Here is a 23,624-nt window from a genome sequence, read left to right as displayed (position 1 = left end):
CAGGAGAAGCCATTAACCGTTAGAACAGATAATGGCCCTCAGTTCATTAGCCATGCTTTCGGAACGTTCTGTGAGTCCAATCAGATTATTCATGAACGTACACCGAATCGAGCCCCCAACAAGAATGCCTATGTCGAGTCTTACCATAGCACCTTAGAGCGAGAGTGCTTTAAACGAAACATCTTTATGAGTTACAAGGAAGCATTTGCAGAAGTAGATCGGTTTGTCACTTTTTACAACGAGCGTCGAATTCATTCGAGCTTGTATGACTATTCTCCCAAAGAATTTCTCGAGAAGTTAAAGAAAAATGAAGTAAAGCCGTTTAAACTCGCAATTTAATAAGTAATCTGTTGCTTTAGTCGACTAGTGTCCAGTATTAGGGGGTTAGACCGAATTGTTGTACAGCATACAACATCTTCAGCTTTGCTTGCTCAAAACAAGGAAATTGTTGTACGTTGTACAACTTCCTTTCCGAATCCCCCACTTCTCCCATAAATCAGGACACAAAAATAACCATGCTAAATACGGGGGAATAATCGGGGGAATCTTCACTACCCCAAACCATAACCAAAGATAAATAAGGGGTAAGCGAAGCTTACCCCTAAACATATAAATTCTTATCTGTCAAAAAAACTCCCTTCTCAGGGAACTTCCTCTTCTTGTATTATTTGAAAAAAGCCGGTAAATACGCTTTATTCTTCTCCAGCATTTCTTCCATAAGCGTCTTAGCTACTGCCACTGACGGCACCAAGGGATGATGAACCAATGCTTGTAGAACGAGATCTCTACTGCCTGTAACGGCTGCTTCAATGGTGAGGCGTTCATATGTTTTGACTGCATGAATAAGGCCTTTGATATGTTCGGGAACTTTGGTCAAGCCCATTGGAATAGGTCCATTAGCTGTAATGACACAATTCACTTCAATACAAGCATCTTTCGGCAAAAAGTCGATGATGTTGTCGTTCATAACGTTCAGCGTTTGGATATCCCGCTTGTCATTGTAAATGGAATCCATGAGATTGACAGCTGCTTCGGAATAATAAGCGCCCCCGCGTTTCTCCAGCTGTTTTGGCTTCTCCTGCAAGTCAGGATCTTGATAAAGCTCGAACAATTCATCCTCAACGCGTTTCACAACTTCCGCCCGAGTACCGTTTTCTTTGAGCGATGCCAGCTGTTCTTCGAGCATGATATCCGTCATGTAAAAATATTTCAAATAATAGGAAGGCAGGGCTTGAAGCGAACGCAAGAAATCCGCATCCCATTCGCTTGCCGGGACGTTTTTGCCGCTATATTCTTCTTTGCGATCCAGCAATTCAGCTAATTTATCCTCGCCTCTGATTTCAGCGCGTGTTACCCAGTGAAGATGGTTTAACCCAACGAACTCGGTGTATATCTGTTCAGGAGCAGCATCATACTTGTTCATTAACCACTTCTGCAAGCCGATCGGCGCATTGCAAAGGCCTATGCTTTTCACGTTGGAGTACTTATGAATAGCCTCAGTCACCATACCTGCAGGATTCGTGAAGTTCAGCAGCCACGCTTTAGGGCTCAGTTCTTCGATGTCCTTACAAATATCAAGCAGTACAGGAATCGTGCGAAGTGCTTTCATCATCCCGCCCGGTCCGGTCGTTTCCTGACCAATAACGCCGTATTTATTAGGAATATGCTCATCCCATTTACGGGCTTCCAAAAGACCTACGCGCATTTGCGTACTTACGAAATCGGCATTTTCGATCGCTTTTCTGCGATCCAAGGTTAAGTGCACCTCGATCGGCAAACCGGACTTCTCGATCATTCTTTTCGCCAGATTACCGACGATTTCCAGCTTGTGCTTACCTTCTTCCACATCCACAAACCAAAGCTCTCTTACAGGCAGCTGGGCATATCTTAAAATAAAACCTTCTACGATTTCCGGCGTATAAGATGAACCTCCGCCAATGATGGCAATTTTTAATGCATCTCTCATTGCACTCACTTCCTAGTCTTGTCTAATAATTTGTATGGTTTGATAATCGGACACGGTCCGGAGTTTCTCGTAAACTTCTGTTGTAACGGGGCTGCCTGCGGCTTCCATCGCCATCCAAACAGCGCCAACCACAGGTTCGACGTTCAATTTCACAATTGTGGCTTTGGGGGCGACTTCGCTTACTGCCTTTTCAATATATGAGTGAATAAAGGGCCCATCACCTCTTGCAATGACACTGCCCGCAAGCACAACTTGAAAAGTCTCTTGCTCCATGTTTAAACGTTTAATTACAGCTGTGGCTGACTTGCCAAGCTCTTCGCCTTGCACCCTGAGAATGCGGCAGGCGACCTCATCTCCCTGCTCTGCAGCTTCAAACACCAGTTTGGTCGTATGAAGCGGTACGGATTTGTTGTTATCCAGAAAGTCATCAAACATATCCTCCACCGAATTGTAGCCAAGAAACTTGATCAGCAGCTCAGTCAGCATCGTCGGCTGCTCCCTGCCATCCCATGACCGAATGACAGAACGAAACGCCTCTACGGCGAGAGTGCCTCCTCCGCCAAAATCACCAAACTGATAGGTGAAGCCTCCACATTGAAAAAACTCACCCTGCCTGTTCCTGCCGGCACTGTTCGTTCCACTTCCGCAGATTAGAACAACGCCAAAAGGCTGGGATGTACCGGCACGCAAGGCAATCATGGTATCACAATCAATCCCATAATTCGTGAATCCCAGTCCGCTAATTAGCGGGTGAAGGATCGTATAATCAATCGGTCGATCTGCGCCAGCAAGGCCGAAAAAGGCATATTCAATGTCACTGTGCGTAAGCCCCGCCTGCTGTAGAGCCTTGGCTACGGAGCTTGTAATATTTCCGAGTGCTTGTTCTGCACCAAGCTGATGATTGCCATTGCCGCTGTGCCCTTTACCGAGGATATGTCCCTGTTCATCTGTTACGAGTGTGTAGGTTTTACTCCCGCCAGCGTCTACACCCAAATAATATTTCATGCTTTCAACTCCTGTTATATATCCGTCATCTCTAATTTCATATTCTTGTAGTGGATTCTCGAATGATTAATTCCGGCTCCAATTGCACCGTTATATTACGTTTAGCTGTACCATCAATCCACTTGAGCAAAATATCGACGCCGTGTTGCCCCATTTTGTCCGCCGGCTGACGAACGGTTGTTAACCTGGGGCGGAATTCCTCCGAGAAAATCTGATCATCAAATCCAACAATGGACATATCACGCGGTATTTTGTAGCCCTCATTTTTGAGTGCGTCCATCACACCAAAAGCCGTCAGATCATCTGCGGCAAATACCGCACTCGGAAGTTTCCCCGACTGAATCCAGCGACTTGCTGCTTGATAACCAGAGGTGATGCTGAAATTACCTTTTTCAATCCAAGAAGGATCCAGACCTGCCTCCTGCATCGCACTGACGAAACCGCGCCGCCGCTCGCTGCTGCTTAAGTAGGGTTCAAGCCCGGAAATATGGGCAATCTCCGTGTGGCCTAGGTCAATTAAATGTTTCGTGGCTTCGTAGCCACCTTTATAATTATCAATGATTACAGAGGAAATCGATGGATGGATATGCTGATTATCCAGCATGACGAAAGGAATCTTCTTCTTTTTCAATTCCATGACATAATCATCCTCATGAACCGGCGAGAGCATAATAACACCGTCCACACGGTCCTCTTGGAACATGGAATTATCGAAAGATGCGAACACGTCTGTTGATATCGAAAGCGCTAAGAAGTAACCTTTTTCAGCAAGCCGATCGTTAATCTCTTTGACTACTGCATCCAGAAAAGAATCATTTAATGTGGTAATGCCGAGTCCAATGATACCCGTCTTGCCACGAGCCAAGCTTCGTGCAGCTGCATTCGGATGATAATCTAGCTCTTTCATCGCTTGCAGCACTTTTTGGCGATTTTTTTCACGTACGGTGCCTGCTTGATTAATGACTCGCGAAACGGTGACAACAGACAAACCGCTTCTCTTGGCGACGTCAAAGATGCTTACTTTCATATCAAACAACTCCTGTAGCTCTATAATTGCAGTAATCAAGTCGATTTACAGCATGTTTCCAAAGTACCACAATTAGCATTTCAAATGCCATGATTTACCGTCAACTTTATAAATGTTCATCACATTATCCGGAACGTTATATTCGGAAGCTTTGAATCTATCCGCCTGCATGATCGAGCTAAGGTCAGCGAGCATCCCTTTGTTGTAATACTCCATAAATCCGCCATAACCCCAATGAGAGGTGAACTCAGGTGAATTATTTGCAGCAATAGAGGATTGAAGCTTGGAATCAAATTGCTCGTAAGGGGTTTTCGTCACTTTGACCTTAAAATGATCCAAGGTGAAACGAACAGATAGAAATATTTGCTTTCTCGACGACTTCCTCTGCTAGTGCCCAGCGAAACCGCTCCTTCCACTGTTTTCTTTGCAATGAGTTCTAAGTCCTAAAAGTTTAACCGCTTAAACTTTTAGAGTTTACTTCCCCCTTGTTTTAGAAATTGAATACAAATTAGGTTGGTTTCAAAAATGATTCCCTCAAAAGTTAAATCGCTTTAACTTTCATGAATTGATTATATACAATGATGTTCGGGTTAACAAGCGTAATTTTACAATATATTTAAAGAGAGACCATATCTATAGCTAGATACAGACTCTCCCTTTATTTGTTTCCACTATTCATTTTCACATCTCCAATAAGAGCATTTCTTGTCTCATTTCGATCAGCTTGGTTTTACTCTCCATGACCGCTTTGACATCGCCTGAAGCCATCGCATCATGCAGGGTAGCTAGTTCGTAATCCAGCTCCATACGCAAAATAGGAATCCGCTCATCTGTACGTTTGGATCGCAGCGCTTGCATGACTTCTTCTACTGTCACGGCAGGCTCCTTCTGATACAGCACTTTATGTTCGATACCGCTAATCTCGACCATTCGAATAATTTCACCGAACATAATATTCTCAATGAGAATTTGCCGATCCTTGAATCTTTTCACTACAGCGTGACCACGTGTATCACCAATCAGCTTCTCCATCATTTCGGCTAGCTTCTCATCTTTGAAGGAATAATTGCCTACGATTTTATACTTTTCACCGATTCGTTCGAATTTCAGCTTAATCAGCTTACGTCCTGTGCGAATGGAAATGATGAACTGCAGCTCGCTTTCGTTCCAATACAGAGAATAACCTTCCTGAATGAGTGCTTTAATGAAGTTCCGGATTAGCCGGCGATCAAATCGTAACTCTAGGTTGCAATACTCCACTTCATGACTCTTACTCACGGCAATCCCCTCCATAATTGGCGCATATTGTTTTGTTTAAATATTCAGACAACTTATCTGCTTACTCTTATCTTATTATGAATTCTATGTTTTAGCAACTTGGATTATTGACATTTTTTTAAGGAAAAACGTACAAAAAAAGCTGATGCCTGTATCCTAACGGCTTCAGCCCTAAACTGGAAGAAAACGGTCTCAGCCTATACAGTACTAATATAGGGGTCTTTGAGCGTAGCTCAAAGTCTCTCCGCTGTGTTAATGCCATCCCCAGAAAAATCCATCGCGCTCCCAGGCTGCTTTACCGCCATGAAGTTTTTTGAAAATTTTCTTCACATCTTTGGAAATTGCTTGATTCCCATTCTCGTTCACATATATGAAGGATTCCCCAAAATGTTGAATAATATAGTCCACTGCTTCTTTCTGATGTAAAATACCTGCGGATTTCAACTGCTCCATCATCCATTCCGCAACTTCATTTGCCGTAACGGCCATTTGCATTCTCTCCCTTTATTCGTATGTTTCTGGGGCCTGTGTACAGGCGAGTGACGCTATTGTACCATTGTAACACAATCTTTTCGAAATCATCGTGCGAATAGGTAGGGATAAACGAAAGGGCTATTCTGCAGAAAGCAGATAGCCCCTTTACTTTAGTTAACTAACCTCAGCATCTCCCGGTCTAAGAATAACCGAACCGACGCCCAAAAGAATGAGTCCAAACAAGGTCAGTACGCCCATGTGCATCCACATCTGCGACAGTGTCTGACCAGAAGCCATTCGCTGAATGGCCTCAATCACCCACTTTTGCGGAACGAAATTTGCAATTTTCTGCATCCAGTCCGGCATCAGGCTAATCGGCCAGAAGCATCCGCCTAGCATACACGTTGGGGTAACAACGAGAGAATTAATCACGCCCATATTCGACGCATTCTTAACCATACTAGCTACCGCGCTGGCAATTCCCATGCTGGCTAATAAGAAAAACTCCAATAAAATAAACTGCGATACAAACGGAAGTCCATATTCATAATTCGTTACGTATCGAGTAAACAAAAGGATAACAAGCACCTGCAGCGTCCCGACCAGGAAACTGCCTATGAAATTTCCAAGTACAATTTCGAAAGAATGAACCGGTGCTGAATACGTTCTAGCCATTGTGCGTTGTCTACGATCATCCATAATCACGGAAACCGTATTATTCATTAACCCCATCATGAACATCAGCATGAAACCTATTACCGTATGCATATTCGGATTCACGTACAAATTAAGATCAGTGACTTGCGACTTCACCTGATGCTTCTCCATCTGAGAAATGGTCTTCTCCACGGCTTCACGAAGCGCTGCTTCTTGGAGCCCTTGCTGGCTATGCAGTTCAATCGTTCCTTGATATCTAGATAGAATACTGTCCAGATTGATTTTGAGCGTTATCGAAGTCTCATTGATGTTTAGTTGGTACATATCTATTTGCGCAGAAGCGCCTTTCATCAACGTCTCGCTGAAACCTTCCGGAATCAGAAAGGCGCTGCTCACTTTTTGCTTCGTGATAACTTCTTTAAGCGCTGCTTCAGAAGCTTCTTCTTTGAGCCGATAATCTGGCAGCATCGAAAGTTCTTGCAAGAGATGGGAACCCATCGATCCTCGATCCAAATTGATATAAGCAATATCAACCCCGTGATCGCTCTGTTGACCAAGTACACCAATGATTAGCGAAACCACTGCTGCTGGAATGACTAAATACATCAGGAATCCTTTTTTCTGAAAAAGTGTACGACGCAGCATATTGAGCGCTATAAATAAGCTATTCATGATATCCCGCCTTCCGATAGACAATCAGGGAAAGGAGCAACAATCCCCCGCTAATACCCGCCAAGATCAATAGATGATGCCCTATGATTGCTGCGTCACTTCCGAGCATAATACGAAACATACTCTGCATGGCCCAGTGATTGAGCGTAAACTCCCCCATTCGCTGCAGAAGACCTTCTGGAAGAGGTGTGAAGCCTCCACTTAGGAAAGTCATGGCAAGAATGATCATTTGGAACGTCGTGCTGATTGCTTTTGACGATTTTGCTGCCAGCATAATCAATATCGCTAGACTCATCGAAGCTACGATAATCAATAAGCAAACCAGGAAGAGGTGGAAGAAGTCATTTCCCCAATCGACACCATAGAACAGAATGGTTGCACCAATGACGAGAGCGGCCTGGACGATCGAGCTGAAAATATTTCCTAGAATTTTACCCAATAAAATTTGATATTCATAAATGGGCATTGCATTTAATCGAGATAACGTGTGCCGTTCTTTCTCTCCTTGTAATCCCAATGCCGCCCCCATGCCCGAGTATAACAAAAACATGACTAGCATTGACGCTGTGTAATACTGCATTGCTGTATAGTTGGAATTAGAAGAAGTAAGCTTGCCTAGCCGTACATGTGAAGAAGCCTCCGCTGTCGGATTGAATGAACTGTCACTACCTTGTTTCTGCAAAAGCTCCGCAGCCCCAGGACCTGCTGAAATTATCGCGGATTGCATGTAATTAACCTGATCCAAGAAGGAGCGAAGCGTCATCTTAGCGGTCAAATTCTGCCCATAGTCTTGGCCAAGTATCATCTCCCACTCTGCTTCTTTTCCTTCAAGTACGCGGCTGCTAAAATCACTTGGAATGATGAGTGCAAACTCCGAATCCCCCGATTTGAGCCGTTTTACTGCTTCATCACGTGATTGAATGTTCGTAGGCTGTATGATCTTCATTAACTCCGGTGTGCTGAGAAAGCTTTTAAACCCTGCGCTTAAGACACCTAAGTCAGACTGCACCACATCTACCTTAACGGGCTTCAGCGTACGATCTTCCATTTTGAACGCGCCTGAAAGCGCCGACCCCAAAATGAATATAAGTAAAAGCGGCATCAAAAACTGAATGATGAGTACATAACGCATACGCATAAAACGCAATATTTCATACTTCGCAATGATCCAAATCGGCATGGTGACCTCCTCCTAATCCCGTAAGGTTCTTCCGGTCAACGACAGGAATAATGCCTCAAGATCAGGCTCCACCTGCGTGAGCGATTGGATTTTCACTTCATGTTTGGAAAGGATGAACAGGATATCCTGCAAATAGGCTTGGGAGGAACCTACCAGAAGCTCAAGTGTCTGCTCATGAATCGTAACTTGCTTAATCCGCGGATGATCCCGCAGCTCCTTTACGGCTTCTTCCTTCAGGTTAACTGCTTGAATGATAACTTTATTGTCCTGATCAACTTTACCGCGCAATTCTTCTTGCGTTCCACAAGTAATGAGATGCCCATGATCCATGATGCCGACCCGAGTGGATATGGCGGACACTTCCTCCATGTAATGTGAGGTATAAATGATCGTTGAACCCATACGGTTCAGCGTCCTAACTGATTCCAGAATATGGTTTCGGGACTGAGGATCGATGCCCACAGTTGGTTCATCCATAATAATCAACTTTGGACGATGCATAATTGCACATGCGATATTCAATCTCCGTTTCATCCCGCCCGAAAAGGAACTTGGTCTATCACGAGCGCGATCCAATAATCCAACAAATTCCAGCGCTTCCTCCACTCTGTCTTTCAGCAGCTTGCCTCTTAATCCATATAATTTCGCGAAAAAAGTGACATTTTCTCGTGCTGTTAGGTTTTCGAAGATCGCGAGATCTTGTGGAACAAGACCAATTCTCCGTTTCACTTCAATTGTATCTTTCGCGACCGAGAGCCCATCAACAAACATTTCACCCTGATCGATTTTGAGCAGGCCGCTCAGCATTTTGATCGTTGTGCTTTTCCCAGCACCATTGGGGCCTAACAATCCGAAAATTTCACCTTCTTGAATCGATAAATTCAAATGATCGACAGAAATTTGATTGTTATACTTTTTTACAACATTTTTTATTTGAACAAAGCTCACAAGATCCACTCCCTTATCCCTTTTTCCTTTTCCTTTTTTCAACTGGTCTCATTACAATCATTGTATCTCTAAGGGATCCCGTTAACAGGTAGAATAAGTCATTATTCAAAGGTGACAAAAGTCATTATCTGTTTATTAGACGTGTTAACCCACTTGGTTTATATGGTATACTTTGCTAATAATTGCCCTGCAAAGGAAGGAACTCGATTGACACAATTACGCTTGTTATCCCGTTATCTACTTATTCTCATTCCAGCGATTGCCTCGATGTATCTCGAAAACTATTCATCCAATGCTATGTATGTTTTCCTCATTCTCTTATTCATTTGGATCGCGGAACTGCGCAGAACGATATTCTCGAAATCAGCTTGGATGCTTTTACTTGAAATCGGATTCAGTGGATGGATTAGCTACCACTATGACGGTATTTTGTTCATCACCTTTTACTCGACGCTCTTGTCTTATATAACCACTGTAAATAGTCATATTCGTTACTATTTTGTGAGTATTCAGTTGATTCTGTTAAACATATCCTTAGATAGTCAACCAAGCAGCTATTATCTTATTGCCAATCTGATCTTCCTGTCTCTTACGCTGCTCCTGCTGCAGATGCTCCAGACGGAGCAAAACAAAGAGGAAGTTGAGCTGCTCTATGATAGGCTTCGGAGGCAGCATTACGAATTGGACGAAGCTCGCATTCAGTTAATGGATTACGCCCGAAAAGTCGAAAACATCGCACAAACGGACGAACGCAATCGAATTTCCCGAGATATTCATGATGAATTGGGACATAAGCTGATCCGGCTTAAAATGATGATGGAAGCATCCTTGCAGATCCTTCCAACTCAACAGAAGAAAGGCGTAGACATGTTAATGTCGGTCCGCGACCAGTTAACAGAAAGCATGGAACTGCTGCGCTCGACCGTACGTAGACTGAAACCAGATGAAGAAACGCTGCAAACTTACTCGCTAGGGAAGCTCATTGAAGGACTAACAGCAGATAAAGGAATATCTATTGAGGTTGAAATGCAGGGTATGCCCTACGTGCTGTATCCGAGTCTAGAGTTCATCCTATACCGTAATGCCCAAGAAGCCATCACGAATGCCATTCGTCACGGGTCTGCAACCCAAGTTCTAATTCAATTAACGTATGAATCCAAACAGATCACCATGTGTATTTCGAATAACGGTAAACTGCCTACTGAGCGCAGTGTGAACGGACTCGGAATGTCAGGCATGGAAGAACGAAGCAAGCTCATAGGCGGTCAGCTTAATGTGTCGATCCAGGATCGATTTACAGTGACGACTGTCCTGCCCACTTTTCGCCAAATAGAATCTACCTAAGAAAGGGTTGAACCCAGCATGATTCATGTGCTCATTACAGACGATGATCCATTCATCCGCGAAAGCTTACAGTTAATCATTGGACTTGACGAAAATATTAAGGTCGTTGGCACGTGTACACATGGAGACGAAGCTCTTGCTTTTATCCGGAACGGCGTCCAGGTTGACGTTGTCTTGATGGATATTCGGATGCCAATCTGTGACGGTGTGCAAGGCACTTTGAAGATTAAGCAAGCTTATCCGGATATTTCAGTGCTAATTCTGACCACATTCGACGATGATGAATTTATCGTTCAAGCCTTGCGAAACGGAGCCAGCGGTTATCTGCTCAAAAATATTTCGCCGGATCGTATTATTCAAGGAATCAAGACCGTAGAACAAGGCAATCTGCTTATTCATCCTGATATTGCTAAGAAATTAACGACCTTTATCAGCACTAGTCCGCCTTCAAACGTACCTGCACCCAAACCACTTAGTGGATATGGTTTAACTGCAAGCGAACAAGCTGTCGTAGCCAAAATCGCTGAAGGTCTATCCAATAAAGAAATCGCCCAGGAGCTATTCCTGAGCGAAGGTACCGTTAAGAATTATATTACGGAAATTCTCAGCAAGCTGAACCTCCGAGATCGTACGCAAATTGCCATTTTTTATTTAAAAAAGCATTCCGTCACCGGCAGTTAATTATTTCACTCTTGTCACCTGGATGTCCTCCTTAGAGGAGCTTCCAACCACATAATCAGGCTTATTATTATTGCCATTTATTTGCGTCAGTTTGAGAGTTGTGCGATAGAAATGCCCATTTTCCGTAAGTAAGTAGCTGTATGTATTCTCTTCAGGCAGCGCATCAATGATAATTGGATTCGTCATGTAAGGTACTTTATTGATCTCATAGTATCGGAAACCTTCCACGTACGCTCTAATTGTCTTGAGCTTGACTGGATCCTGCTCCCCTGTAATGACGATGGGTTCATTGATGAGATAGGAAATTTGCGGCGTTTCTTTCCAGCTCTTTTTCAATTCTTCTTCACTGACATAGATATCCTCTGAATACTTCTCCTTCGCTTTCCGCAATCCGCCCGTAGAGACACCCATTCGATCCAAATCTTTCAATCGGTAATACGTCTGATCCGTCGTATTAACAAGAACCGGGTAAGTCCCTCCTAAATAATCCAAGTACTGTGGATACGGGTACTGCAGCACAATTTCTGTATAATTCGTTTCGTTGCCTTCCGCAGGCTGCTGTGGATTAACACGGGAATTCAGATAGATTGTTTTCGTACTATCCTTCCAATTCACTACCGCTCCCAGGTAATTTCCTAGCTCCTTCACAGGCAAATAACTGGAACTATTATAAATTAAAGGTGGATTCGCCAGCTTCACTTCTTGTCCGTTCACGACGACTTTAAAATCATTTCTTAAGTAAGCATCAACGCGTTGCAGCACATCCTGTGCGTATACTCCTGCTGTGAAACAAGTTCCCATTAAAGTGCCCAGTACCGCGATTTTGGACCATTTTGACATCCTCATAAGGTTAAATTCTCCTGTCTTTCCTAAATGATAGTTATCACATATTTCGGCACGGTTCCACTTTTTTCCTGCTTTTCTGCCATAAAATCAGACCAATGGCCTACTTCCTTTCTACGAAACTCGTAATCATTGCGGGAATAGACGAATTGCTTTAGAATAATTGAAAACGTAATTGAAAAGAGGAATTAAACAGATGAGCTTTACTGGATTTGCACAGCATGATTTCGATACCTTTGCTATAGAAGGTCTTGATGGACGTATGGAAGCCATTCGAGAGCGCATTCAGCCTAAATTTAAAGCATTAGGTGATTCTTTGGCCCAGGATTTGTCCGTTCTTTCCGGTACAGAAATGTTCCTACATATCGCTAAACACTTAAGACGCAAAGTGAATCCCCCCGTTGATACTTGGCTGGCGATTTGTCCAAATAAGCGAGGGTATAAACAGGTGCCTCACTTTCAGGTCGGTTTATTTGATGATCGTGTATTTATTTGGTTGGCACTCATCTATGAGCTCCCGAATAAAAGCAATATCGCGACTACCTATATGAAAGAAATCGACCGTTTACAGAAGGAGATTCCATCCGATTTCGTACTTTCCTTCGACCATATGAAAAAAGACGTTACCCCCCTGTCTGATTTAGACCGCAGCGGCTGGAACGATGCATTAATTCGTTTCCGCGATGTCAAAAAAGCGGAGCTCCTGATTGGCCGCAACCTCAGTTTCAAGGATCCAGTCCTGGAGAAACCAATTGAACTTGAGCAGCTTATTAAACAAACCTTTGAAAAGCTGATCCCCCTTTACCAGATGGCTGTGAACGCAAAGTAAATCAGATTTATGGAAATTTTTATGTGGGACTAAGGTTCCTTTAAAGTAAAATTAACCCCTCCTGCACAGACTAAGCGCTGTAGTCCTAATCCAACAGGAAAGGAGGGATTAAAAAAGTATGAACCCTACGTATATGAAAAAGCTTATGGTGAGCTCAATTGCTCTCACGATCGCTCTTGGCTGCAGTACACTTCCCTCCAGAACGGCTGCCGCTCTATCTCCTTCCGAGGATCAGGAGCAAACGATTCGTTTGCAACAGTCCGATGAGAAGGAACAAGGTGGTCATCGCCGAAAATGGCCGATTGTCGATGAGTCTGCTACTGTCATCGGAGTTGACAAAGAAGTGCTCGTCAAAGCGCTGAAAAATGGCAAAAGCATCGTAGAAGCAGCCGCGGACAAAGGCATTAGTGAAGCCGACTTGACGGCCAAACTGCAGCAGCTTCGAACAGGCAAAATTGAAGCCGCCGTCAAAGATGGCAAGCTGACAGCCGATCAAGGCGAGCACATGAAGATGAAACTCAATGAGCATTTGAAGTTCATCCTCAACGAGAAAAACTTATTAGATGGCCATGATGGACATGGAAAGTGGCATAAGTTCGGACTGAAGCCGGATACGGAGAAGCTCGCTAAGACTCTCGGTCTGAGCAAGGACGAACTTCACGCCCAGCTCCGCTCCGGCAAATCGCTGGCTGAGATTGCCCAGTCAAAGGGCATTTCGAAGGACAAGCTTGTAGCGTCCATAAAGGACCAATTAACCCCATCTATTGAGCAATGGGTTGATCGTAAGAAAGACGCGAAAGTCAAAGACTGATGCATGCAGGTGACAGCAAAAAGGCATTCCTATGGGCGTCCTCTGGGATGCCTTTTTGTTTTTGGAGTAAGGCCACAAAGCTTAGGAATGAATCCATATTCTCAGTTGAATGATGTTGCAGAATGTATAACAATAGGGCCCTAATCAACTATTTTGTAACAAAAGGGTTGTTTGAATTGATGCATGTTCTAAGTATTGGCTGTGGTTGCCCGAATGGTGCGAGTACTCTGATTGGTGCGTGTCCGACTAATGATTATCCCTTACACACAGAACTATTGTACTTTGTGCAACAATACAGCGGTTTCTTTGGACAAATTGATATTTTGTTGTACCGCGTACAACATTTTGGTGAAATCGCTTAGAAATAGGCGTTTTAAGCTCGAATTGTTGTACGAAATGCAACAATAGCAGGCGACAAAAGGGTGAGGAAGGTTTATTGTTGCACAAAATACAACTTGGACTATCGTGCAATTGGCGGGTACCTCCCTTAAAAATATATTCGCAGAATGAGTGATTACTCACTTCACAATGATCATAAGATAGCGTATGATGAGTGGATCAACACAAATGAGTGATTACTCACTCCGAAAGAGGTGCAAGACTATGACTACGGACATATCTATTCAATTGCATGGAGTCAGCAAGCAATTTGACGAAAAGGTTGTGCTGGATGGCATTACCCTGGCTGTACCGAAAGCCCATATTTTCGGATTGCTAGGCCCTTCCGGATCGGGGAAAACAACGCTTGTACGTATGATTGCTGGCATAGATGTTCCCACTTCTGGTACCGTTCATGTGCTCGGGCAGCAGATGCCACAGTTAGCGATGCTATCGAAAATCGGTTACATGGCGCAATCGGATGCCCTTTATGCAGAATTAACCGCTCAGGAGAATTTGGAGTTTTTCGCATCTCTATATGGGTTAACGGGAACAAAGCGCAAGCAGCGCATCCATGACGTCATGGAGCTTGTTGATCTAGGTTCTCATTTGAAGAAGCAGATTTCCAATTATTCTGGAGGAATGAAGCGCCGCTTATCGCTCGCTATCTCTTTGCTGCATGAGCCAGGCATTCTTATTCTCGATGAGCCTACGGTGGGGATTGACCCCGTCTTACGGAAATCAATTTGGCAAGAGTTGACGAATCTCAGTAGGCAGGGTACAACGATTCTCGTGACCACTCACGTGATGGATGAAGCTGACAAATGTCATCAGCTTGGGATGATCCGGGACGGCAGACTCACGGCAGTAGGAACACCGGATGAGTTGAAACAGGCCACTTCCTCCGCAACGATTGAAGAAGCATTCTTATATTATGGAGGTGTCAAGCAATGAGAATTCGTGCGATTGTGATCCGTATTTTACGCCAGTTTTTTCACGATAAACGAACTTTAATGATGATGCTTGTAGCTCCAATGTTAATTCTTTTTATGATGTCATTAGTGTTTAACGGCAACACCTATGTCCCTAAAATAGGCGCTGTTAATGTCCCCGCTCCGCTCATTCAAAAACTGCAGGATCAAAATGCTGAAGTAATAGTCTACACGGCAGATGAAGCCCAAGCTGAGCTAGAAGCCGTGCATTTAGATGCCATCATTGCAATAAATGGGGCAGCGCCGCAAGTGACCTTAGAAGGAAGCGACCCCAGTAAAAATAGAGCTGTGCTGTTCTTGCTGCAAAAAGCACTGCAAAGCGCAGTTCCGGCGATCTCTAACGCTAACTCCAGCTCCAATTTACAAGCGCCAACCATCACCTATTTGCATGGCTCTGCCGATATGGCAGCCTTTGACAATTTCGGTCCTGTTCTCATAGGCTTTTTCGTCTTTTTCTTCGTCTTCCTGCTCTCCGGCGTTTCCTTCTTGAGGGAACGAACCGGCGGAACCTTAGAACGATTGCTGGCTACACCACTTCGCCGGTGGGAAATCGTGGTCGGCTATATTCTGGGCTTCGGTATATTTACAACACTCCAAGCAACGCTCATTGCATGGTTCGCCACTAGCGTGCTGGGTCTCATGCTGGTCGGCTCTTTCTGGTATGTTTTGCTGATTACGGTCCTGCTCGCGTTGGCTGCCCTATCACTAGGAACGCTGATATCAGCTTTTGCTAACAATGAATTCCAGATGATTCAGTTCATTCCGCTTATTATCGTGCCTCAGGTGTTCTTCTCAGGCTTATTCAGCCTCGATACGATGTCCGTATACCTTCGCTGGATTGGTGTCATCATGCCGCTTAAATACGGAGCAGATGCCCTACGGAATATTATGATCCGCGGTGCAGGTTGGGATCGCATTGGTTTGGATGTTCTCGTATTAGCAGCATTCACGATCTGCTTCATGATCTTAAACATAGTGGCACTCAGGAAGCACCGTAAGATATAATGTAAGGATGTCCTAATTTGCAACACCAGTTTTGCTAAATGAAGAGGTGAACACATTGTCTCAAGTCGAGCCATGGTTAACTGAGCTTCTCCGTCTAAATGACGAAGAAGAGAAAATGACCGATAAACAGCTGAAAATTGTTCAAGCGGCCGTAGAAATTTTTTCTGAGAAAGGGTTTGCAGGCTCCTCGACCAGTGAAATTGCCCAAAAAGCTGGCGTAGCGGAAGGTACCATATTCCGTCACTATAAAACGAAAAAAGAATTGCTGCTCTCAATCGTTGCTCCCATCATGACGAAGCTCATTGCACCGTTTGCAGTGAAGGATTTCACCAAGGTGTTGGAAGCTGATTATCCTGATGTCGAACAATTCTTGCGCGCCATCATTGTGAACCGATTAGAATTCGCCCGCAAAAATTTTCCTGTGATCAAAATTTTCATGCACGAAATCCCTTTCCATACCGAGCTCCGTGAACAGTTTAAGGAAACCGTCGCCGTATTAGTACTGGAAAAAGCTTATAAAGCTATTCGTCATTTTCAGGCTCAGGGTCAATTAATCGAACTCCCCGAAGCAGCGAGTATGCGGCTGATTGCCTCTACGATTATTGGCTTCCTGATTACTCGATTTTTGTTGGTGCCGGATGCGGAATGGGATGAATCCCAAGAAATCGAGCACACGATTAACTTCATCATGCACGGCTTATCGCCTCGCAAGCCATAGTTAGCCGCTGCACATAAAAAAGCTGCACACCAGTCTTCCCAATTTCGGGAAGCTAGTGTACAGCTTTTTTTTCATCTGTCAGGCAGTTTGCTGCTGCGCCCGTGTCTGACGATCTACGAGAACGAAGCGCTGCAGCAGTAAGATCGCTGCTAAGCAGAGCACGCCGCCGATAATGAACGGCAGTGAATGCGCGATGGCGAATACAGCACCTCCAAGGAGTGGGCCCGCAATGCGGCCCAGACTGTCCATAGAGGAGCTGAGGCCCGTCGCGACGCCCTGACCTACTTTCGTCCGCTGTGTAATCAGCGACGTCACACACGGGCGTATGAGGGCGTTACCTGCGCCGAAGACCGATAGGTAAATCGCAGCGGTCACCACGCTGCTCGAGTACAGCAGCAGGAAGAACCCTGCAGCGGATAGCAATAACCCAATGCCGATCACTCGCTGCTCGGCTCCTTGTTTGACCAACCGGCGAACAACGCCGCCTTGGATTAAGGCGCCAACAATACCGCTGGCTAAGAACATCATGCCGATATCGAATGGCGTTGCGCCAATCTTGTCCATTTGGTAATACTGAAGCGTCGCTTCTAGCCCTGCCAATGTGAAAGATACGAAGAATGATAACACATAAAGATACTTTGATGCCCCATCGAAAGCTGTCCATCTAGATGGAGCTTTCTCTTTCACAGAGGTGCGTTTGTCTACGGACAGTGATTCTTTCAGTATAGCAAATGCAAAAACAAAGGAAGCTAGTGCGAGTCCAGATGCTACAAAGAAAGGAAGGTACGTCCCCCAGCGGCTTAAAATCCCGCCGATTGCTGGACCGAAGATAAAGCCTAACCCAATTGACATCCCTACCATGCCCATGCCTTTTGTCCGATTCTCAGCGGTTGTAATATCAGCTACATAAGCCACAGCGCAAGCCGTTGCTGCTCCTGAGAATAAACCGCCTAGAATGCGGGATACATACATGATCCACAGATTGCCGTCAGCGAATCCAAATATCAAAAAGCTAACGCTAAACCCAAGGAGACCTATTAAGATAATCGGTCTGCGTCCGATGCGATCCGATAGTCCTCCCCAAATAGGAGACATGAGAAAAGAGGCTGCGGAATAGACCGATAATAGCAGCGCGTTATGATATTCAGCGCCTGCACCTTTAACAACTTCCGGCAGTACAGGAATGATGATCCCGAAACCTACGAATATAGTCATCAACAACAGCATGATGATTCCAATCTGTTTATTCATGATGCTTATAATCCTCCAAACGAAACATTTTCCCTTATCGTACCATACCTTTTTTGGGGATGGAAATGAACATTTGAAGAACAAGCAGCAGTACCAGCACTAGGCCGCTCATTAAGAATGGTGCATGATAGCCATATACATCCCAAAGCTTGCCGGAAACGATCGGTCCAACGATCATCCCAAGTCCCTCAATCGTTAGGAAGAAGCCCCAGACTGCGCCTCGTTTCTCAGGTGGGATGGCTGAAGCAATGAGCGCATTCCAAGAAGGAATAATGAATGAATAACCTGCCCCAAGCACTGCAACCAATGCATAAAGCAGCATCATTGATTTCGCGAAGGTAAACAGCAGAAGTGCAGAAGCGCTTAGCATACAACCTGCAATAAAAAATGGACGAATGCCTAGACGATCAACCAACTTCCCCATCGGAACTAAGAAAATGACAGTAACAGCTCCACCCGCAATTAGAAACATGCTGTACTGAAAAGAAGTAAGCTTCAATACCTCTTTGGCATAGAGTGTGAGAATGGGGGTCAATATACCAAGAGCGAACGTTTGCAGGAACATCGCAGGGAATAACAGCGGGCTAACAGACATAGAGCGCCGCACTTCACTTAGATATGTTTTTACCCGCTCCCAGAGTGGTTTTGCAGAAGCTCGGTTAGAAACCAGTGCTTTCTCCGCCCTGCCCTCTCCATCCGTTCTTACCACGCCATTCTTTCTAGGAAGCATTAGTGCAACAAGGACGACCACCGTCATACAGCCGATCAATAATCGAAAGCCGGTGCTGTAGTTATTTTCTCCAACGAAAAAGTTAATCGCTACCGGTCCCAGTCCAACGCCCGAGAGCCAAGCCATGTAGACAACGCTCATGATCGTGGCTTTACCATCGTCGCCGGCCACTTCCGTCGTTCCAGTGATCACACAGGGCCATAATGGCGCCGTACCAAAGCCAAGCAGCGCACATCCTACGATCATCCAAATATTCTGGGATGAGGTTGCAATTAGAATGACCGAAACGAATGTCAGGAGTACACCGGTAAGCATGGTTGTTCGGTAACCCAACTTGTCAATAATCCAGCCAACGGGTGTACGGAGCACATTATCACCAATATATTGAGCAGCAAGCGTCCAGCCAATAATAAATGTGGAAGCGCCTAATGTCGTTTTCATATAAACCGGTAAAATCGTTAAAAGTAAGGCTCCCTTCACAAATTCGACGACAAACATAATAATTAACAATTCGATCACAAATGGGGAAAACAAGCGATTATTCCGCCATTTTTGCATCCAAACCATAAGATTTCTCCTTATTTTGGCGTATTTTAACAGGTTGCTGTTAGTTTTACCTGAACTAGCACAAACTATTTCCAAAAAATTAGCTTGCATGAAATCTCTATTTTGATATACTCATTTTGTTTGTTGCATTGTTCGACAAGCAATCCACTACAGAAGGGAAGCGATAATCAGGTGGATCATACCCGTACCCCCCTGTTCACTGCACTGCTCACACATGCTGAGAAAAATCCAATTCAATTCCATATTCCAGGCCATAAAAAAGGAGTCGGCATGGACCCGGAGTTTCGTTCCTTTATTGGGGACAACGCGCTGTCTATCGACCTCATCAATATAGCACCGCTGGATGACCTTCATCAACCAATGGGCGTGATCGAAGAAGCTCAGAAGCTTGCTGCAGACGCTTATGGAGCGGATCACACATTCTTCTCCGTCCAAGGGACAAGCGGCGCCATTATGACGATGATTATGACCGTTTGTTCGGAAGGCGATAAAATAATCGTTCCGCGGAATGTACATAAATCTGTTTTGGCCGCGATTATTTTCGTGGGCGCTAAGCCCGTGTTCATCCAACCTGCCCGCGATAAAAACTTAGGTATTGATCACGGAATTCCGACGCGTTCTGTTCGCCGTGCACTCGAAAAGCATCCTGATGCCAAAGCTGTTCTAGTCATCAATCCGACCTACTATGGCGTATGTACCAATCTTAAAGAGATTGTAGACCTTGTCCATAGCTATAACATGCCTGTCCTTGTGGATGAAGCACATGGCGTGCTCATTCATTTCCATGATAAATTGCCCATGTCCGCGATGGAAGCGGGAGCCGATATGGCCGCGACTAGCGTGCATAAGCTAGGTGGTTCCATGACACAAAGCTCAGTCCTCAACGTGAAAGGGAATCGTGTTAATCCAAAGCGAATCCAAACCATTATTTCGATGCTTACAACAACTTCAACTTCCTATATATTGTTAGCCTCTTTAGATACTGCACGCAGACATCTGGCGTTAAATGGCTATGCCATGGCCGAGCGCACGATAGAGCTTGCTCAGTACACAAGAAAACAGATCAACGAAATCAGCAACCTCTACTGCTTCGGGGAAGAGATTTTGGGTGAAGAGGCTACTTACAACTATGATCCGACGAAAATATGCGTTCACGTGCGCAAGCTTGGCATCACCGGATTTGAAGTCGAGAACTGGCTGCGCGATCATTACAATATTGAAGTCGAAATGAGCGACATGTACAACATTCTCTGTCTCATAACGCCAGGGGATACCCAAGAGAACGTCGATACCCTATTGGAAGCCTTACGCGAGCTCTCACATATGAATGATGACGTTGTTGAAGTAAAGGAAGTTGTCATCAAAGTTCCTGCGATTCCACAATTAACTTTAACACCTCGGGACGCCTTCTATGGAGAAACCGAGATACTCCCGTTCAAAGACGCTGCAGACCGCATTATTGCCGAATTTATTTATGTGTACCCGCCTGGTATTCCCATTTTGCTTCCAGGTGAAGTGATAACCCAAGAGCTTATTGATTACATTGTTGAGCATGTGGAAGTTGGGTTGCCTGTAAAAGGACCTGAGGACCGCAGCGTTCAAAATGTGAAGGTTATCGTGGAGACACAAGCGATTTTCTAGTATCCGCCTCGAGCGGTGTATATATTGTAAAACCGTTTACATGATGCTATGATGTTGGTGATGTTTAGCGAATGAGGTGAACAAGGAATGGCTCAAAGCGCTTATATTAAATTCGTAACAGGATCCACAGTTGCCGCACTCACCTTAGATGAACTAAAGGAAAGGCTGCTGCATTACCGTGATCAGCTCAGTCAGACAGCCAAGCAGCTTGGCTGGGAGTATGACGAGGCCGGATTCCCTTATACCATTGAGACGAAGCCGGAAGGCGAAGGCAAATGGTTCTACCTGAAAGGTATCAATCCTCTATACAAATATATTGTGATTGGTGTTGGGAATGAGCAGAACCAAGAGAAAGAGCAGCATTATGTGCAAGTCGTGTTGCCCGACGACGCCACACATGGCGACAAAAGCAAGGGCAATGAATTCTGCAAATACCTTAGTAAGCTGCTGAAAGCTGAACTTCATCTATTCAACGGCAGAATCATGTATTTCAATCCTAGAAAATGAATGTATGCAAACAGAAACCCCCTAACAGATTATTCTGCTAGGGGGTTCTTATGTATAGCTCTTATTCTTCGCCTTCTTGAGCTACGATCTCATTGTAAATAGTCACTACACGTTCCCACTCTTCTTCATCTTCAATGTTGACAAGGAAGGCATCGTCGTCCTCTTCTTCAACACGGAAAATAACACCGTCAGCTTCAGGATCGTTACGATCGAGCAAAACAGCATAAGCCTGCTCTTGAGATTGGAAGGTGTACACCATCACCATCTCATGCTCTTCACCGTTCTCGTCCGTTACGATAAAAACATCTTCCCCTTGCTCGTGATCGTGGTCACAGTCCGGGCCGTGTACATGATCATGCTTATCATCGCTCACAGGCAGAACCTCATTTCGTCGAATAATTAGTTACCTAATTATCCTAACATTTTCATAATAAGAGGTCAAACCACTTTCGGGTTTGCTTTTCCTACTCGGATTGAATCTGCTTCTCGGATACGACTGAGTAGTCGTTAGAACCATCTTGTTTCATAGCAAATTTAACGACGTAAGTACCAGCCTCATTAAAGGAAACACCATACAAAGGTACTTTCAGCCAAAACGATTCTTTGGATTCTGAGATTGATTTCACAACTGGTGTAATAACACTCTTCCCACTTGGTGAAACAACAGAAACCCGTACAGAATTAATGCTTGTTTTCAAATTATCGACTTGAGCAAAAACGATAAAGTCTGCTTCTTTGCCGCGCTCTACAACACCAAAAGGAACGATGGCGGAGTCTTTACGCACCTCAGTCGTAAAGAACATGTGCACGTTTGGCTTGTATAAGTAGGCAGTCTTATTCGAGTTATCCCATTTCACCAATGCTTGAAGCGCATCGCTTACTGCGCGTAGCGGAAGAACGGTTTTACCATCAACAATAAGAGGCGGAACATCTGAATCCCCGAATTCCACTGTCTCTTCATTAACGATTAATCGGGCAATATTATTACCTTTAAAATCCCCCCATATCGATGAAGCCACCACTGCAGCCGTACTTAGAACAAAAAACATCAGCATCAACGCTAATATCCGTTGAACTTTCATTTGCCTAACCTCCTAGCTCTTGTTAGTAATCTTGTGTCTGCATCTTTATACTCCAATGATTAAGAAGAGTTGCGATGATTATTAAATTTTGATAAAAAATCCAGAACACGCTTTGTATAGGCTTCCGGCTGCATCTGATAGGATCCGACATGCCCCGCTTTTTGTGTGACCCAGAGTTCAAATACATCCGGATGGCGGCTCCACATTCCTTCACTATTGGACCAAGGAATAGCCTCATCATCTCGACTATGAATAAAAAGAATTGGTCTAGGATAAATGAGATCTACCGCGGCAAGCGCGTCAACGCGATGAGGGTTGATGCCGATTAATCTAGGTAAAATAAGTAGAATTAGGGGTGTAAAAGGAAACCGCGGGAGATTTGACCATACAGGCAAATTGTCTCTCAAGTAAGGACTGAGTTGACTAAAAGCGCTATCTGTTATGACCCCTAACACAGCCCTCTCTTCTGCTGCTGCTAAGATGGATGTACTGCCGCCCATTGAAAAGCCAATCAAGCTGATTTTACTTGGCTCACGCTCTTGAACCCAGTCGATAGCACCGAGTACATCTTGCTTTTCCAAAAAGCCAACCGTCGTTATTTCCCCCTCCGATCTCCCCGAGTTCCGAAAATCAAACATCAGCACATGATATCCTGCTTCGACAATGGATTTAGCCAAAGCCAACGCCGGAAGTCCTTTTTCCAGACGGGTTCCTGCATAACCATGAGACATAATAACAGTCATTGGAACAGTATCAGTTGGAGCAAAAGGAGACTTCAAAAACCATCCATCTAATCGAACATCTCTAGATCGGCTTGGGAATGTAACATTCTCCATATGCAAACCATACTCGTCAGGCAAGGCATCGACCGGCTTACGCTTAGGATGAGTGAGCTGCCAGCCCACATAGACCGATATACCTATTAGAGCAAGACAGACAAGAACGAACAAAATACTACTAAGGATCCAAATCATAAAGTAATCAACACCTTTTAATTAATGGTTGAAATTCCGCAACCTCCCATGCTACATTAGAAAA

At 44.6% G+C, this 23,624-nt stretch carries 25 protein-coding genes; 10 read left to right on the top strand and 15 right to left on the bottom strand.

From position 1 onward, the window contains the following. Positions 1–339, top strand: a 339-nt coding sequence (locus tag AC58U0_RS18410) for a transposase (protein WP_497380420.1), incomplete at its 5' end; no start/stop codon positions are given. Between the two features lie 325 nt (positions 340–664). On the opposite strand, the gene AC58U0_RS18405 is transcribed toward AC58U0_RS18410, so the two are convergent. The 9 genes from AC58U0_RS18405 to AC58U0_RS18365 form a co-directional block, all read right to left on the bottom strand. Beyond that, entirely contained in the window at positions 665–1,966 is a 1,302-nt protein-coding gene (locus AC58U0_RS18405) for a 6-phospho-beta-glucosidase (protein ID WP_497380419.1), read from the bottom strand. Positions 1,967–1,978: 12 nt separating this feature from the next. Next, on the bottom strand, positions 1,979–2,971 hold the full coding sequence (locus tag AC58U0_RS18400) for an N-acetylglucosamine kinase (RefSeq protein ID WP_497380417.1): 993 nt from the start codon (positions 2,969–2,971) through the stop codon (positions 1,979–1,981). A 37-nt stretch (positions 2,972–3,008) separates the two neighbouring features. Beyond that, positions 3,009–3,998: a LacI family DNA-binding transcriptional regulator gene (locus tag AC58U0_RS18395; RefSeq protein ID WP_497380416.1), complete on the bottom strand. Its 990-nt coding sequence runs from the start codon at positions 3,996–3,998 to the stop codon at positions 3,009–3,011. A gap of 72 nt (positions 3,999–4,070) precedes the next feature. After that, positions 4,071–4,316, bottom strand: coding sequence for a hypothetical protein (locus tag AC58U0_RS18390; protein ID WP_497380415.1), 246 nt, complete (start codon positions 4,314–4,316; stop codon positions 4,071–4,073). Positions 4,317–4,679: 363 nt separating this feature from the next. Beyond that, a complete protein-coding gene (locus tag AC58U0_RS18385; protein ID WP_497380414.1) occupies positions 4,680–5,276 on the bottom strand; it encodes a YkzI domain-containing protein in 597 nt (198 codons plus the stop codon). A 252-nt stretch (positions 5,277–5,528) separates the two neighbouring features. Then, positions 5,529–5,765: a DUF6953 family protein gene (locus AC58U0_RS18380; RefSeq protein WP_056833181.1), complete on the bottom strand. Its 237-nt coding sequence runs from the start codon at positions 5,763–5,765 to the stop codon at positions 5,529–5,531. A 159-nt stretch (positions 5,766–5,924) separates the two neighbouring features. Continuing rightward, positions 5,925–7,079 carry an ABC transporter permease gene (locus AC58U0_RS18375; RefSeq protein WP_497380412.1) on the bottom strand — a complete coding sequence of 385 codons (1,155 nt, stop codon included), beginning with the start codon at positions 7,077–7,079 and terminating at the stop codon, positions 5,925–5,927. Further along, complete coding sequence (locus tag AC58U0_RS18370; RefSeq protein ID WP_497380411.1) at positions 7,072–8,259, bottom strand: ABC transporter permease; 1,188 nt, start codon at positions 8,257–8,259, stop codon at positions 7,072–7,074. The genes AC58U0_RS18375 and AC58U0_RS18370 overlap by 8 nt, the downstream gene beginning before the upstream one ends. Before the next feature lie 12 nt (positions 8,260–8,271). Then, entirely contained in the window at positions 8,272–9,207 is a 936-nt protein-coding gene (locus tag AC58U0_RS18365) for an ABC transporter ATP-binding protein (protein ID WP_497380409.1), read from the bottom strand. 207 nt (positions 9,208–9,414) lie between these two features. On the opposite strand from AC58U0_RS18365, the gene AC58U0_RS18360 reads away from it, so the two are divergent. Together AC58U0_RS18360 and AC58U0_RS18355 are read left to right on the top strand one after the other, a co-directional pair. Further along, a complete protein-coding gene (locus AC58U0_RS18360; protein WP_497380408.1) occupies positions 9,415–10,551 on the top strand; it encodes a sensor histidine kinase in 1,137 nt (378 codons plus the stop codon). Between the two features lie 18 nt (positions 10,552–10,569). Further along, a complete protein-coding gene (locus tag AC58U0_RS18355; RefSeq protein ID WP_497380407.1) occupies positions 10,570–11,232 on the top strand; it encodes a response regulator transcription factor in 663 nt (220 codons plus the stop codon). Here the strand turns inward: AC58U0_RS18355 and AC58U0_RS18350 are convergent, their stop codons facing one another. Further along, on the bottom strand, positions 11,233–12,078 hold the full coding sequence (locus AC58U0_RS18350) for a stalk domain-containing protein (RefSeq protein ID WP_497380406.1): 846 nt from the start codon (positions 12,076–12,078) through the stop codon (positions 11,233–11,235). A gap of 193 nt (positions 12,079–12,271) precedes the next feature. Between AC58U0_RS18350 and AC58U0_RS18345 the strand changes: the two genes are divergently transcribed. The 5 genes from AC58U0_RS18345 to AC58U0_RS18325 all read left to right on the top strand — a co-directional run bounded on the left by AC58U0_RS18345 (position 12,272) and on the right by AC58U0_RS18325 (position 16,808). Beyond that, on the top strand, positions 12,272–12,904 hold the full coding sequence (locus AC58U0_RS18345; protein WP_497380405.1) for a YktB family protein: 633 nt from the start codon (positions 12,272–12,274) through the stop codon (positions 12,902–12,904). 118 nt (positions 12,905–13,022) lie between these two features. Then, positions 13,023–13,715, top strand: coding sequence for a hypothetical protein (locus AC58U0_RS18340; RefSeq protein ID WP_497380404.1), 693 nt, complete (start codon positions 13,023–13,025; stop codon positions 13,713–13,715). Between the two features lie 603 nt (positions 13,716–14,318). Continuing rightward, positions 14,319–15,047, top strand: coding sequence for an ABC transporter ATP-binding protein (locus tag AC58U0_RS18335; RefSeq protein WP_497380403.1), 729 nt, complete (start codon positions 14,319–14,321; stop codon positions 15,045–15,047). After that, positions 15,044–16,090, top strand: coding sequence for an ABC transporter permease (locus tag AC58U0_RS18330; protein WP_497380402.1), 1,047 nt, complete (start codon positions 15,044–15,046; stop codon positions 16,088–16,090). Before AC58U0_RS18335 ends, AC58U0_RS18330 begins: the two co-directional genes overlap by 4 nt. 115 nt (positions 16,091–16,205) lie before the next feature. Beyond that, positions 16,206–16,808, top strand: a complete 603-nt coding sequence (locus tag AC58U0_RS18325; protein ID WP_497380428.1) for a TetR/AcrR family transcriptional regulator — start codon at positions 16,206–16,208, stop codon at positions 16,806–16,808. 78 nt (positions 16,809–16,886) lie between these two features. Here AC58U0_RS18325 and AC58U0_RS18320 read toward each other — a convergent pair whose 3' ends face one another. Together AC58U0_RS18320 and AC58U0_RS18315 are read right to left on the bottom strand one after the other, a co-directional pair. Beyond that, positions 16,887–18,059 carry an MFS transporter gene (locus tag AC58U0_RS18320; protein ID WP_497380401.1) on the bottom strand — a complete coding sequence of 391 codons (1,173 nt, stop codon included), beginning with the start codon at positions 18,057–18,059 and terminating at the stop codon, positions 16,887–16,889. Between the two features lie 34 nt (positions 18,060–18,093). Then, positions 18,094–19,356, bottom strand: a complete 1,263-nt coding sequence (locus AC58U0_RS18315; RefSeq protein WP_497380400.1) for an MFS transporter — start codon at positions 19,354–19,356, stop codon at positions 18,094–18,096. A 171-nt stretch (positions 19,357–19,527) separates the two neighbouring features. Between AC58U0_RS18315 and AC58U0_RS18310 the strand changes: the two genes are divergently transcribed. Both AC58U0_RS18310 and AC58U0_RS18305 read left to right on the top strand, forming a co-directional pair. Beyond that, complete coding sequence (locus AC58U0_RS18310) at positions 19,528–20,997, top strand: aminotransferase class I/II-fold pyridoxal phosphate-dependent enzyme (RefSeq protein ID WP_497380399.1); 1,470 nt, start codon at positions 19,528–19,530, stop codon at positions 20,995–20,997. A gap of 87 nt (positions 20,998–21,084) precedes the next feature. Next, positions 21,085–21,504 (top strand): DUF1885 family protein, encoded by a 420-nt coding sequence (locus AC58U0_RS18305; RefSeq protein WP_261305843.1) that lies wholly within the window; start codon positions 21,085–21,087, stop codon positions 21,502–21,504. A 61-nt stretch (positions 21,505–21,565) separates the two neighbouring features. On the opposite strand, the gene AC58U0_RS18300 is transcribed toward AC58U0_RS18305, so the two are convergent. From AC58U0_RS18300 to AC58U0_RS18290, 3 genes are all read right to left on the bottom strand, one after another. Then, positions 21,566–21,877, bottom strand: coding sequence for a DUF1292 domain-containing protein (locus tag AC58U0_RS18300; protein WP_047672482.1), 312 nt, complete (start codon positions 21,875–21,877; stop codon positions 21,566–21,568). Between the two features lie 91 nt (positions 21,878–21,968). Then, positions 21,969–22,586: a stalk domain-containing protein gene (locus AC58U0_RS18295; protein ID WP_057302976.1), complete on the bottom strand. Its 618-nt coding sequence runs from the start codon at positions 22,584–22,586 to the stop codon at positions 21,969–21,971. Between the two features lie 59 nt (positions 22,587–22,645). After that, on the bottom strand, positions 22,646–23,560 hold the full coding sequence (locus tag AC58U0_RS18290) for an alpha/beta hydrolase (RefSeq protein WP_497380397.1): 915 nt from the start codon (positions 23,558–23,560) through the stop codon (positions 22,646–22,648). Between the last annotated feature and the right edge of the window lie 64 nt (positions 23,561–23,624).

The sequence above is a fragment of the Paenibacillus sp. J31P190 genome, assembly GCF_059692075.1.
This window is presented reverse-complemented; position numbering and strand designations above follow the sequence as displayed.

Coding starts and splice junctions, on each gene's coding strand:
- AC58U0_RS18405 (WP_497380419.1), bottom strand. CDS start 1,966: ATGAGAGATGCATTAAAAATTGCCATCATTGGCGGAGGTTCATCTTAT.
- AC58U0_RS18400 (WP_497380417.1), bottom strand. CDS start 2,971: ATGAAATATTATTTGGGTGTAGACGCTGGCGGGAGTAAAACCTACACA.
- AC58U0_RS18395 (WP_497380416.1), bottom strand. CDS start 3,998: ATGAAAGTAAGCATCTTTGACGTCGCCAAGAGAAGCGGTTTGTCTGTT.
- AC58U0_RS18380 (WP_056833181.1), bottom strand. CDS start 5,765: ATGGCCGTTACGGCAAATGAAGTTGCGGAATGGATGATGGAGCAGTTG.
- AC58U0_RS18375 (WP_497380412.1), bottom strand. CDS start 7,079: ATGAATAGCTTATTTATAGCGCTCAATATGCTGCGTCGTACACTTTTT.
- AC58U0_RS18370 (WP_497380411.1), bottom strand. CDS start 8,259: ATGCCGATTTGGATCATTGCGAAGTATGAAATATTGCGTTTTATGCGT.
- AC58U0_RS18355 (WP_497380407.1), top strand. CDS start 10,570: ATGATTCATGTGCTCATTACAGACGATGATCCATTCATCCGCGAAAGC.
- AC58U0_RS18350 (WP_497380406.1), bottom strand. CDS start 12,078: ATGAGGATGTCAAAATGGTCCAAAATCGCGGTACTGGGCACTTTAATG.
- AC58U0_RS18345 (WP_497380405.1), top strand. CDS start 12,272: ATGAGCTTTACTGGATTTGCACAGCATGATTTCGATACCTTTGCTATA.
- AC58U0_RS18340 (WP_497380404.1), top strand. CDS start 13,023: ATGAACCCTACGTATATGAAAAAGCTTATGGTGAGCTCAATTGCTCTC.
- AC58U0_RS18335 (WP_497380403.1), top strand. CDS start 14,319: ATGACTACGGACATATCTATTCAATTGCATGGAGTCAGCAAGCAATTT.
- AC58U0_RS18330 (WP_497380402.1), top strand. CDS start 15,044: ATGAGAATTCGTGCGATTGTGATCCGTATTTTACGCCAGTTTTTTCAC.
- AC58U0_RS18325 (WP_497380428.1), top strand. CDS start 16,206: ATGACCGATAAACAGCTGAAAATTGTTCAAGCGGCCGTAGAAATTTTT.
- AC58U0_RS18320 (WP_497380401.1), bottom strand. CDS start 18,059: ATGAATAAACAGATTGGAATCATCATGCTGTTGTTGATGACTATATTC.
- AC58U0_RS18315 (WP_497380400.1), bottom strand. CDS start 19,356: ATGGTTTGGATGCAAAAATGGCGGAATAATCGCTTGTTTTCCCCATTT.
- AC58U0_RS18305 (WP_261305843.1), top strand. CDS start 21,085: ATGGCTCAAAGCGCTTATATTAAATTCGTAACAGGATCCACAGTTGCC.
- AC58U0_RS18295 (WP_057302976.1), bottom strand. CDS start 22,586: ATGAAAGTTCAACGGATATTAGCGTTGATGCTGATGTTTTTTGTTCTA.
- AC58U0_RS18290 (WP_497380397.1), bottom strand. CDS start 23,560: ATGATTTGGATCCTTAGTAGTATTTTGTTCGTTCTTGTCTGTCTTGCT.